11 protein-coding genes are annotated in these 11,671 nt (G+C 57.8%); 7 read left to right on the forward strand and 4 right to left on the reverse strand.

What is annotated here, in order from left to right:
• The first annotated feature begins 303 nt into the window (after positions 1-303).
• The 3 genes from KGB27_RS29310 (at position 304) to KGB27_RS29320 (ending at position 3,000) form a co-directional block, all read left to right on the forward strand.
• Complete coding sequence (locus KGB27_RS29310; protein WP_008040295.1) at positions 304-1,746, forward strand: cytochrome ubiquinol oxidase subunit I; 1,443 nt, start codon at positions 304-306, stop codon at positions 1,744-1,746.
• A 3-nt stretch (positions 1,747-1,749) separates the two neighbouring features.
• Positions 1,750-2,757, forward strand: coding sequence for a cytochrome d ubiquinol oxidase subunit II (gene cydB, locus KGB27_RS29315; RefSeq protein ID WP_008028900.1), 1,008 nt, complete (start codon positions 1,750-1,752; stop codon positions 2,755-2,757).
• Positions 2,758-2,832: 75 nt separating this feature from the next.
• Positions 2,833-3,000, forward strand: a complete 168-nt coding sequence (locus KGB27_RS29320; RefSeq protein ID WP_008040316.1) for a DUF2474 domain-containing protein — start codon at positions 2,833-2,835, stop codon at positions 2,998-3,000.
• 78 nt (positions 3,001-3,078) lie between these two features.
• On the opposite strand, the gene KGB27_RS29325 is transcribed toward KGB27_RS29320, so the two are convergent.
• Both KGB27_RS29325 and KGB27_RS29330 read right to left on the reverse strand, forming a co-directional pair.
• Entirely contained in the window at positions 3,079-4,203 is a 1,125-nt protein-coding gene (locus KGB27_RS29325) for a methyltransferase (RefSeq protein ID WP_223557259.1), read from the reverse strand.
• 150 nt (positions 4,204-4,353) lie between these two features.
• Positions 4,354-5,085, reverse strand: coding sequence for a helix-turn-helix transcriptional regulator (locus KGB27_RS29330; RefSeq protein WP_008040318.1), 732 nt, complete (start codon positions 5,083-5,085; stop codon positions 4,354-4,356).
• Between the two features lie 336 nt (positions 5,086-5,421).
• Between KGB27_RS29330 and KGB27_RS29335 the strand changes: the two genes are divergently transcribed.
• Positions 5,422-6,198, forward strand: coding sequence for a ferredoxin--NADP reductase (locus KGB27_RS29335; RefSeq protein WP_008040319.1), 777 nt, complete (start codon positions 5,422-5,424; stop codon positions 6,196-6,198).
• A gap of 43 nt (positions 6,199-6,241) precedes the next feature.
• On the opposite strand, the gene mscL is transcribed toward KGB27_RS29335, so the two are convergent.
• Positions 6,242-6,658: a large-conductance mechanosensitive channel protein MscL gene (gene mscL, locus KGB27_RS29340; RefSeq protein WP_008040320.1), complete on the reverse strand. Its 417-nt coding sequence runs from the start codon at positions 6,656-6,658 to the stop codon at positions 6,242-6,244.
• Between the two features lie 654 nt (positions 6,659-7,312).
• Here mscL and radA point away from each other — a divergent pair.
• Positions 7,313-8,680 (forward strand): DNA repair protein RadA, encoded by a 1,368-nt coding sequence (radA, locus tag KGB27_RS29345; RefSeq protein ID WP_223557260.1) that lies wholly within the window; start codon positions 7,313-7,315, stop codon positions 8,678-8,680.
• A 110-nt stretch (positions 8,681-8,790) separates the two neighbouring features.
• Here radA and KGB27_RS29350 read toward each other — a convergent pair whose 3' ends face one another.
• Positions 8,791-9,159: a PilZ domain-containing protein gene (locus tag KGB27_RS29350; RefSeq protein WP_223480582.1), complete on the reverse strand. Its 369-nt coding sequence runs from the start codon at positions 9,157-9,159 to the stop codon at positions 8,791-8,793.
• 158 nt (positions 9,160-9,317) lie between these two features.
• Between KGB27_RS29350 and KGB27_RS29355 the strand changes: the two genes are divergently transcribed.
• Both KGB27_RS29355 and KGB27_RS29360 read left to right on the forward strand, forming a co-directional pair.
• On the forward strand, positions 9,318-11,384 hold the full coding sequence (locus tag KGB27_RS29355) for a carbon starvation CstA family protein (RefSeq protein ID WP_008040323.1): 2,067 nt from the start codon (positions 9,318-9,320) through the stop codon (positions 11,382-11,384).
• A 14-nt stretch (positions 11,385-11,398) separates the two neighbouring features.
• Positions 11,399-11,596, forward strand: coding sequence for a YbdD/YjiX family protein (locus tag KGB27_RS29360; protein ID WP_007895266.1), 198 nt, complete (start codon positions 11,399-11,401; stop codon positions 11,594-11,596).
• Positions 11,597-11,671: the final 75 nt, after the last annotated feature.

The raw sequence follows: 11,671 nt of genomic DNA on the forward strand, positions 1-11,671 counted from the left end.
GCCTTCGCGAGCAAGCCCGCTCCCACAGGGAATGTATTACGGCACATGTCCGATGCTATGAGGCAACCTGTCACGCGGCAAAAGACCACACCGTCCATCGCCAAAAACCGGACTACTCTTTTACCCATGCTTGATCCAGATCAAGGCCTTTGTGGAATTGATCTGGTGGCCAGATGGCCGAATTCCCTACGTGTGATGTTTGTAAAAAGAAGAACGAATTTCAATTCGCCACACTCCTATTCGTGGGGGCCGTGGGTGTAGGCCGCAAGCCTTCAGCCGGTATTACCTGACAGAGGAAGACTTATGTTCGGTTTGGAGGCGCTTGATCTCGCCCGAATTCAGTTCGCGTTCACCATCTCGTTCCACATCCTGTTCCCGGCCATCACCATTGGTCTGGCGAGTTACCTGGCGGTACTCGAAGGCCTGTGGCTGAAAACCAATAACGACACCTACCGCGATCTGTACCACTTCTGGTCGAAGATCTTTGCCGTCAACTTCGGCATGGGCGTGGTCTCCGGGCTGGTCATGGCCTATCAGTTCGGCACCAACTGGAGCCGCTTTTCGGACTTCGCCGGTTCCGTCACCGGGCCGTTGCTGACGTACGAAGTACTGACCGCGTTCTTCCTTGAAGCCGGTTTCCTTGGGGTCATGCTGTTCGGCTGGAACAAGGTCGGGCGCAATCTGCACTTCTTCGCCACGGTCATGGTCGCCATCGGCACGCTGATCTCGACTTTCTGGATTCTCGCTTCCAACAGCTGGATGCAGACCCCGCAGGGCTTCGAAATCGTTAACGGCCAGGTCATTCCAACCGACTGGCTGGCGGTGATCTTCAATCCGTCGTTCCCGTACCGCCTGATGCACATGGCGACGGCCGCGTTTGTCGCGACCGCATTTTTCGTCGGTTCCTCGGCGGCCTGGCATTTGCTGCGCGGCAAGGACAACCCGGCGATCCGTACCATGCTCTCGATGGCCATGTGGATGGCCTTGATCGTCGCGCCGATTCAGGCGGTCATCGGTGACTTCCACGGTCTCAATACGTTGAAGCATCAACCGGCGAAAATCGCCGCGATCGAAGGCCACTGGGAAAACCACGGTGATGAACCGACCCCGCTGATCCTGTTCGGCTGGCCGGACATGAAAGAAGAGAGGACCAAGTTCGCCGTCGAGATTCCGTACCTGGGCAGCCTGATCCTCACGCACTCGCTGGACAAACAGGTGCCGGCGCTCAAGGAGTTCCCGCCGGAAGACCGGCCGAATTCGACCATCGTGTTCTGGTCGTTCCGGATCATGGTCGGCTTGGGCATGCTGATGATCTTTACCGGTCTGTGGAGCCTGTGGCTGCGCAAAAGCGACAAGCTGTATACCTCGCGACCGTTCCTGTACCTGGCATTGTGGATGGGGCCGTCCGGCCTGATCGCGATCCTCGCCGGTTGGTTTACCACTGAAATCGGTCGTCAGCCTTGGGTCGTCTACGGCCTGATGCGCACGGCGGACGCGTCCTCCAATCACAGCTTCATGCAGATGAGCATCACGCTGATCCTGTTCGTCGTGGTCTATTTCGCGCTGTTCGGTGCCGGTCTGGGCTACATGATGCGCCTGGTGCGCAAAGGGCCGAAGATCGACGAAGGCAAGGAAACCAACGACGGTGGTCCCGGCCAGAAACGCACACCGGCGCGTCCCCTGTCTGCGGCTGACGATGATGGCGCCGAAAACGACCACAGCCCCAGCCTGACCAAGGAGATTTGAGTCATGGGTATTGATCTTCCACTGATCTGGGCCGTGATCATCATCTTCGGCATCATGATGTACGTGGTCATGGACGGCTTCGACCTGGGGATCGGGATTCTCTTCCCGTTCATTCCGGGCAAGACCGACCGTGACGTAATGATGAACACCGTGGCGCCGGTCTGGGACGGCAATGAGACCTGGCTGGTGCTGGGCGGTGCGGCGCTGTTCGGCGCCTTCCCGCTGGCGTATTCGGTGGTGCTCTCGGCGCTGTACCTGCCGCTGATTTTCATGCTGATCGGGCTGATCTTTCGCGGCGTGGCGTTCGAGTTCCGCTTCAAGGCCAAGGACGACAAGCGCCACCTCTGGGACAAGGCGTTCATTGGTGGCTCCATCGCCGCGACTTTCTTCCAGGGCGTCGCGTTGGGTGCGTTCATCGATGGGCTGCCGGTGGTCAACCGCCAGTTTGCCGGCGGGTCACTGGACTGGCTGACACCGTTCACGATGTTCTGCGGCGTGGCGTTGGTGGTGGCTTATGCGCTGCTCGGTTGCACTTGGCTGATCATGAAAACCGAAGGCAAGTTGCAGGAACAGATGCACAACCTGGCGCGGCCGCTGGCGTTCGTGGTGCTGGCGGTGATTGGTATCGTCAGCATCTGGACGCCGCTGGCTCACGCGGAAATCGCCGCGCGCTGGTTCACGTTGCCGAATCTGTTCTGGTTCCTGCCGGTGCCGATTCTGGTGTTGGTGACCATGTACGGCCTGATCCGCGCTGTGGCTCGCAATGCGCACTACACGCCGTTCCTGCTGACGCTGGTGCTGATCTTCCTCGGCTACAGCGGTCTGGGCATCAGCCTGTGGCCGAACATCGTGCCGCCGTCGATCTCGATCTGGGACGCCGCCGCACCGCCGCAAAGCCAGGGCTTCATGCTGGTCGGCACCTTGTTCATCATCCCGTTCATCCTGGGTTACACCTTCTGGAGCTACTACGTGTTCCGCGGCAAGGTCACCCATGAAGATGGTTACCACTAATCCTGTAGGAGCAAGCTTGCTCGCGATGGCGTCATCACTGACGCCATCAACCTTGAAGAGGAGGGTTGGAACGCCATGACTGGTAAACACACTTTGGAAGAAATCCAGGCCGCAGAGAAAAAGCCGCTCTGGCAGCGGCTTGGCTGGCTGGCGATGATCTGGGCCGGCAGCGTGCTGGCGCTGTTCATCGTTGCGAGCCTGATGCGCATGTTCATGAATGCCGCAGGCCTGTCGACCCACTGAATTCGCAAAATCCCATCCCGATGCCTTGCGGCACGGATTTACAACCCTCCTGCGCTGGAGGGTTTTTTTTGTCCGGGATTATTTTCGGGCTTTGAGGATCACGAACTTCGGTGTGGCCGCCACTTGTTCGACGCCACGGAACAACCGCGCCAGTTTGCTGTGATAACCCAGATGACGGTTGCCGACGATGTACAGCGCGCCGCCCACCACCAGCGCTTCGCGCGCTTGCTGGAACATCCGCCAGGCGAGGAAATCGCCCACGACTTGTTGTTGGTGAAACGGGGGGTTGCACAGCACCACGTCCAGTGACTGCGGCTCCTGCCCGGCCAGACCATCCCCGGCACGCACGATCACGTCCCGGTCACCCAGCGCCGCGCGCCAGTTTTCGGCGGCCGATTGCACGGCCATGAAGGATTCGTCCACCAGCGTGTAGTGCGCCTGCGGGTTTTGCAGAGCGCTGGCAATGGCCAAAACGCCGTTACCGCAGCCCAGATCCGCGACCCGTGCCGCGCCGAGGTTTGTCGGCAAGTGCGGCAAAAAGGCTCGGGTACCGATATCCAGCCCTTCGCGGCAGAACACATTGGCGTGGTTGAGCAGTTCAATCGCCGGCGCATCGAGCTGATAGCGAGTCGGGTAGGGCGACGTCGCGGGTGCTTTGGCTTCAGCGGTGATCATCAACAGCCGAGCCTTTTTCACCGCCAGCGAGGCTTGAACCGGGCCGATGTAGCGCTCCAGCAAATCCCCGGCGGCGCGTGGCAGATGCTTGATCATGGCGCCGGCAATCACTTGGGCGCCGGGCGCCAGTTGGCTTTGCAGACGAATCAATTGTTCCTCCAGCAAGGCCAGGGTTTTCGGTACGCGGATCAGGACCCGATCAAACGGGCCGCTAAACGCTTCGCTGGCAGGCACGCGAGGCACGGCATCAAATGCCTGAGCGTTACGGATCAGATTTTTTTCCAGGCCCTGAAAGGCCAGAAACGAATCGCCGCTGCTGGTCACCTGAACTTTGCCCGCGAGGCTGGCAGCCAATGCGCCAAAGCTGTCGTTGAGCACCAACACTCGAGTGTTCGCGCCCGGTTGTTGTTCGGCCAGGTGATTGAGCAGGTATTCGTCGGCGGCATCGAACGCTTGCAGCGGTTCGTTCTGCTGTTCTGGCTGGCGGATCAGGTCGAGGCGGGCGAAGGGTGTTTCGAGCAAAGGCATGGGGCGGGGCTCTGGGTAAATCAACGGGTATCCCGCGGCCCAGGGGCGTTGTAGCGGGCGAGGCCGTCCGAGTGCACTGCGTCGTGAAGGTTCACACGTCAACACTCAGGAGGAATCGCAAATGGTACGTTACTCGCAGGTTTTAATCGATCAACGTGTCGAGGTGCTTTTGAGGTGACCGGCCTTGATCGCGGCGATGATCGCGGCAATCTTGTTGCTGACTCCGAGTTTCAAAATCACGCTTTGAATGTGGAAATGGATGGTCCGTGCGCTCAGGTTGAGAATTCGCGCGCTTTCTTCAGCCGTCTTGCCGGCTGCCGCCAGTTCCAATACGTCGATTTCCCGTGGAGATAAATGCGCAGCGGGTGGTTTCAGCATTTTCTTGGGCAGCGATTGCGCGATCAGCGCATGAAGATGACGGCACATGAATACCGAGAAACCGAGGTTTTCATACAGCTCCAGGGCCGTGATCGGGCAATGGCTCCTTGCCAGGCTCAGAATGCTGCACAGGCCGCTGTCTTCGTCATGCAGCGATTGTGACCAGCCGTGCTGCAAACCATGCGTTTCCAAGGCCTCCCACAGGGAAGGAACCTTGGAGAAAAGAGTTTCGCTCCACATAATGGGCAGCATTGAGTGATTGCAATGAGCTACTACCGGGTCCACCGAGCTTAAGTTTTTCTGTTCATAATACTTGTTCCAGATGGTTGGGTAATTGTTGTGTCGGATAGTGTTGAGCTGGTTGTTTTTTGTTTGATAAGTGGTTGAAAAAGCGAAAAATTTAAACCCGATGTTTTTCGCGAATTCAAGTGCGATCGGGTACGCGGCATCAATATGCTTCGTGCTCGATAGTTGGTTGAGTTGTGATTCCTTCCACCGCTCCATCATGTATCTCCATTTTACAATCTGCCGGGGTGCTGATTGGATCCGAAATCCTGCACGAGCCGAGTGTAGGACGAATCCTACATAAAAGTGAGATTTTTTGGCTTTACTGCGCTTTAAAAAATAAATATCAAGTTCTAATGGAGTTTTTAAAAATACGGCGGGTTTTGAATGTTGAGTTTAATTTCATTAACCGTTTTATTAACTGAATGGTACGTCAAAAAAAATCAAATACTCTTTGTAATGTTCAGGTTGATAATAAAAGGCACTACAAATCGTCGGTGTTTGTTTTCCCCGCTTTGCGGGACACTGGATGCTATCTGTTGAATGGAGCGCCCCATGACTGCCAGTGCAGAAAAATTCACGCGCCAGACTCTGCTCGACGTCAAGCCGTTGACCCCGAGCCTGTTCACCCTGCGCACGACACGGGACCCGGGCTTTCGTTTTCGTGCGGGGCAATTCGCCCGTCTGGGCGTGACCAAGGCAGACGGCAGCGTTGTGTGGCGTGCCTATTCCATGGTTTCTTCGCCTTATGACGAGTTCCTCGAATTCTTTTCCATCGTGGTGCCGGGGGGCGAGTTCACCAGTGAGCTGAGTCGGCTGGGCGTCGGCGATACGCTGCTGGTCGACCGCCAGGCCTTTGGATACCTGACGCTTGACCGCTTCATCGATGGGCGTGATCTCTGGTTGTTATCCACAGGCACGGGCGTGGCGCCGTTTCTGTCGATCCTGCAGGACTTCGAGGTCTGGGAGAAGTTCGAGCGAATCATCCTGGTCTACAGCGTGCGCGAAGCCCGGGAGCTGGCGTATCAGGAACTGATCGCGGAATTGATGCAGCGTGACTATCTGGCCGAGTACGCGCACAAGTTTCAGTACATTGCCACCGTCACCCGCGAACAGCATCCAGGTGCCTTGAATGGCCGGATCACCACCTTGATAGAGAGTGGCGAACTGGAGCGGGCGGCAGGCGTGGCACTGACGGCCGAGCATTCAAGGGGCATGCTGTGTGGCAACCCGCAGATGATCGATGACACGCGAAAACTGCTGAAACAACGTGACATGCACTTGAGTCTCAGCCGACGCCCCGGGCACGTGGCGGTGGAAAACTACTGGTAAAAAAAACGGCGCCACGAAGGCGCCGTTTTTTATCTGCATCAGATCATTCAGGCCGATTATTCTGGGCCTTCAGCAGATCGCGAATCTCACCCAACAGCTCTTCTTCCTTCGTCGGAACCGGCGGCAGGGTGGGCGCAACGGCTTCTTCGCGCTTCAAGCGATTGATGGCTTTGACGCCCATGAAAATCGCGAACGCGACGATGATGAAGTCGATCATGCTCTGGATGAATTTACCGTACGCCAGCACCACTGCGGGGGCGTCGCCGCTGGCGGCCTTGAGCGTAATGGCGAGATCACTGAAATCCACCCCACCGATCAGCAGGCCGATTGGCGGCATGACCACGTCGCCGACAAACGACGAAACGATCTTACCGAAGGCGGCACCGATGATGATACCGACGGCCATGTCGACCACGTTGCCTTTTACCGCGAAGGCCTTGAACTCATTTAGCACGCCCATAGGTTATTTCCTTGTTACAGATGAGGTTGGTAACGCAGTGTAAATCAGCCAAATGGTTCTTGCCCGAAACAACTGCTGGCATCGCAAGCGTGCTATCGACCGGTTTGACGGTAAAAAGTTTTCAAAATGCCATCATTGAAGTGTAGATCTGAGCCTTCCAGGCGTGTGCCCACTGTCCATCTAAAGGGTGTTGAGCGTCATTCAGTCGCTTGCGTCGATCAGCGATGGAGGTGGTGGTTGTCATCAAAAGTGCGTGCGTCGCAGGAGCGACTTGTTGAGCGTAATGGGAAGTGCGATATAAGTTTTACAGTGGTTAACTTCAAGTATAAGTTCTTGGTTCGGAAAATAATGGCTGGAAAAACACAGGGTGCGTGATGCCGTAAAGCCATCTTCTTGATTGTCAGTATTAAACTCTTGGTTTGTTGGGTGATGTTGTACGTTAAGTTTGCAGAGTGATAAGAGTTGTACAGCTTTGTGGGTTTTGGATTTAACGTTGGTCGAGTTATTTTAGCAGCGCGTTGTACAAGTTATGAAAGTTGCAACGCTGTCGTTGTCTCGAGAGCCGAGCAAGTTTCCGCACAATTCCATTGGGCAACTCTGTCGCACTGATCCAGTCCAGCTGAGCTATCATCGCGGTTTTTGCCGGGAGTTCAGATGGCCAAGGCCAAGCGCATGTACGGCTGCACCGAGTGCGGCTCAACCTTCCCCAAGTGGGCCGGCCAGTGCGGCGAGTGCGGGGCCTGGAACACCTTGACCGAAACCATGGTCGAGAGCGGCGGTGCCGCAGCCCCCAGCGGCCGCACCGGCTGGACCGGCCAACAGGCACAAATCAAGACCCTGGCCGAAGTCAGCGTCGAAGAAATACCGCGCTTTTCCACTGCCTCCAGTGAGCTCGATCGCGTCCTGGGCGGCGGGCTGGTGGACGGTTCGGTGGTTTTGATCGGCGGTGATCCGGGCATCGGCAAATCAACCATCCTCCTGCAAACCTTGTGCAACCTCGCCAAGAGCATGCCGGCGTTGTACGTCACGGGCGAAGAGTCCCAGCAGCAAGTGGCCATGCGCGCCCGACGCCTGGGTTTGCCGCAGGATCAACTGCGGGTCATGACTGAAACCTGCATCGAAACCATTATCGCCACCGCCCGGGTCGAAAAGCCCAAGGTCATGGTGATCGACTCGATTCAGACGATTTTCACTGAACAGCTGCAATCGGCACCGGGCGGCGTGTCTCAGGTGCGGGAGAGCGCAGCCTTGCTGGTGCGTTATGCCAAACAGAGTGGCACAGCGATTTTCCTGGTTGGCCACGTGACGAAAGAAGGTGCGCTGGCCGGTCCGCGTGTGCTGGAGCACATGGTCGATACCGTGCTGTATTTCGAGGGCGAATCCGACGGTCGCTTGCGCTTGCTGCGGGCGGTGAAGAACCGTTTTGGCGCGGTCAACGAACTGGGCGTGTTCGGCATGACCGACAAGGGTTTGAAAGAAGTCTCCAACCCTTCGGCGATTTTTCTTACTCGTGCACAGGAAGAAGTCCCGGGCAGTGTGGTCATGGCAACGTGGGAAGGGACCCGACCGATGCTGGTGGAGGTTCAGGCGTTGGTGGATGACAGCCATCTGGCCAACCCGCGTCGGGTCACGTTGGGGCTGGATCAGAACCGACTGGCGATGTTGCTGGCGGTTCTGCATCGACACGGCGGCATTCCGACCCACGACCAGGACGTGTTCCTCAACGTGGTGGGCGGCGTGAAGGTGTTGGAAACCGCTTCCGACCTGGCGCTGATGGCGGCGGTCATGTCCAGTTTGCGTAACCGGCCATTGCCCCATGACCTGCTGGTGTTCGGCGAAGTCGGTTTGTCTGGCGAAGTGCGTCCGGTGCCGAGTGGGCAGGAACGCTTGAAAGAAGCGGCCAAGCACGGCTTCAAACGGGCCATCGTGCCCAAGGGCAATGCGCCGAAGGAGTCTCCGTCGGGATTGCAGATTATTGCCGTGACCCGCCTCGAACAGGCCCTCGACGCACTCTTCGAATAACCCCAATCCTTGTAGGAGCCAGCTTGCTGGCGATTGAAGTTCGCGCGCGTTCGTGTGTGCCGCAATCGTCGGAACGCCGCCCGCAGCAAGCCGGCTCCTACACGTAAGGCTCACACCTCTATAAGCGCACCCAGCTCGCGCTCCAGCTCCTGCGGATCCCCCAGATTGAGCTCGATCAATCGCCGCAGCCGCTCGATGGATTCCAGGCTGATGTATCGGCAAGCGAATCCCAAATGGTGAGGATCGTCGTGCTTCAGTTGCACATCCATCTTGATGTCAAAGTCCTTGCTGAGATGAATGTCGACAGAAAACATCTTTTTCGGGTCGCCCAGCCACGGCTCGGGTCGCTCGATCAGTATTCCCTTGAGCGACAAGTCAATCAGCTTCACTGGCCAGATGAATTCCCCTTGGCAAAGCTCGGTTCGGGCATCGAACGCAATACGTTTGAAGCGGCGGCGATTGGCAGGGTGTTCGCTCATGGCTTATTCCTCTTAATGTCCGCTGACTATAGACCCGCATTGTCAAAGCCTGCCAGCCGACACAGGCGTCTAGACCAATGTCGGGTATGGCCTTTGCCGTCAGGAGAGCTAAACTCGGGGTGGCTGTCTTTCTTGTCCACCCTGGCTGGAATAAAAAAATGAAAAATAATAATAGCCCGCTACGCCACCTACCCTGGCTGCTGCTGGCAATCGTAGGAGCGTGCGCCCTTGGCGTAGTGGCATTGCGCCGAGGCGAGGCAATCAACGCCTTGTGGATTGTGGTCGCTGCCGTGGCCATTTATCTGGTTGCGTACCGTTACTACAGTCTGTTCATCGCTAACAACGTGATGCAACTCGATTCACGACGGGCCACCCCCGCTGTGCTCAACAATGATGGTCTGGACTACGTCCCTACCAACAAACACATCCTCTTCGGTCACCACTTCGCGGCCATCGCTGGCGCAGGGCCATTGGTCGGTCCGGTGTTGGCGGCGCAGATGGGCTACTTGCCCGGCACGCTGTGGCTGATTGCCGGTGTGGTGCTGGCCGGTGCGGTTCAGGACTTCATGGTCCTGTTCATGTCCACCCGCCGCAACGGCCGTTCCTTGGGTGACATGGTCCGCGAAGAAATGGGCCGCATCCCCGGCACCATCGCGCTGTTCGGCTGCTTCCTGATCATGATCATCATCCTCGCGGTGCTGGCGCTGATCGTCGTAAAAGCCCTGGCCGAGAGCCCGTGGGGCATTTTCACGGTGATGGCGACTATCCCGATCGCGATGTTCATGGGCATCTACATGCGCTACATCCGCCCGGGCCGCATCGGTGAGATCTCCATCGTCGGCGTGCTGTTGCTGCTGGGTTCGATCTGGCTGGGCGGGCAGATTGCCGCGGACCCGGTCTGGGCCAAAGCCTTCACCTTCACTGGCGTGCAGATCACCTGGATGCTGGTCGGTTACGGTTTCGTCGCTGCCTCTTTGCCGGTGTGGCTGATTCTGGCCCCGCGTGACTACCTGTCGACGTTCCTGAAAATCGGCACCATCATCGCACTGGCGATCGGCATCCTGGTCACCATGCCCGAGCTGAAAATGCCGGCGCTGACCCAGTTCATCGATGGCACCGGTCCGGTATGGAAAGGCGGCCTGTTCCCGTTCCTGTTCATCACCATCGCCTGTGGCGCGGTCTCGGGTTTCCACGCGCTGATCTCCTCCGGCACCACGCCAAAACTGCTGGATAACGAGGTCAACGCCCGTTACATCGGTTACGGCGGCATGTTGATGGAATCGTTCGTGGCCATCATGGCGATGGTTGCCGCTTCGGTGATTGAGCCAGGCGTGTATTTCGCCATGAACAGCCCGGCGGCCGTCGTCGGTGGTGACGTGGTAGCGGTTGCACAAACTGTCAGCAGCTGGGGTTTTGCAATTACTCCGGAAGCGCTGCAAACGGTGGCCAAGGACATCGGTGAAACCACCATCCTGGCCCGCGCCGGCGGTGCGCCGACCCTGGCGGTCGGTATCGCGCAGATCCTGCACAGTGTCCTGCCGGGTGAAAACACCATGGCGTTCTGGTACCACTTTGCGATCCTGTTCGAAGCGCTGTTCATCCTGACCGCAGTCGATGCCGGTACCCGTGCCGGTCGCTTCATGTTGCAGGACTTGCTCGGCTCCTTCGTGCCGGCGCTGAAACGCACCGAATCCTGGACCGCCAACCTGATCGCCACCGCCGGTTGTGTGGCGATGTGGGGCTGGTTGCTGTATCAGGGCGTGATCGACCCGCTGGGCGGCATCAACACCTTATGGCCGCTGTTCGGTATCTCCAACCAGATGCTGGCCGGTATCGCGCTGATGCTCGGCACCGTCGTGCTGATCAAAATGAAACGCCAACGCTACGTCTGGGTGACCATGGTGCCAGCGGTCTGGCTGCTGATCTGCACCACCACCGCCGGCTTCATCAAGCTGTTCGACGCCAACCCGGCGATCGGCTTCCTGTCGCTGGCCAAAAAATACAGCGATGCGCTGGCCAACGGTCAGATCCTCGCCCCGGCCAAGGACATCACCCAGATGCAACACGTGATTTTCAACGCCTACACCAACGCAACGCTGACCGCGCTGTTCCTGTTCGTGGTGTTCAGTATCCTGTTCTATGCACTCAAGGTCGGCATTGCCGCCTGGGGTAAAAAAGAGCGTACGGATAAAGAATCGCCATTCCAGGCCTTGCCGGACGCGTAATCGAGGATTGCAGCATGTTCAATGACCTGAGTCGCCTCGGTAAATACCTCGGTCAGGCCGCGCGCCTGATGGTCGGCATGCCCGACTACGACAACTACGTCGAGCATATGCAGACCAAACACCCGGACAAACCGGTGATGAGCTACGAAATGTTCTTTCGGGAACGTCAGGAAGCCCGTTACGGTGGCAAGGGTGGGCCGAAGTGCTGTTGATGCACGAGGCTTAAGCAGCACACCACTGTAGGAGCCCGGCTTGCCGGCGATGGCGTCTTTAAATTCGCTATCGCC

This window comes from Pseudomonas sp. BF-R-01 (genome assembly GCF_019946615.1).
In the GTDB taxonomy this organism is placed as follows: Bacteria; Pseudomonadota; Gammaproteobacteria; order Pseudomonadales; family Pseudomonadaceae; genus Aquipseudomonas; species Aquipseudomonas migulae.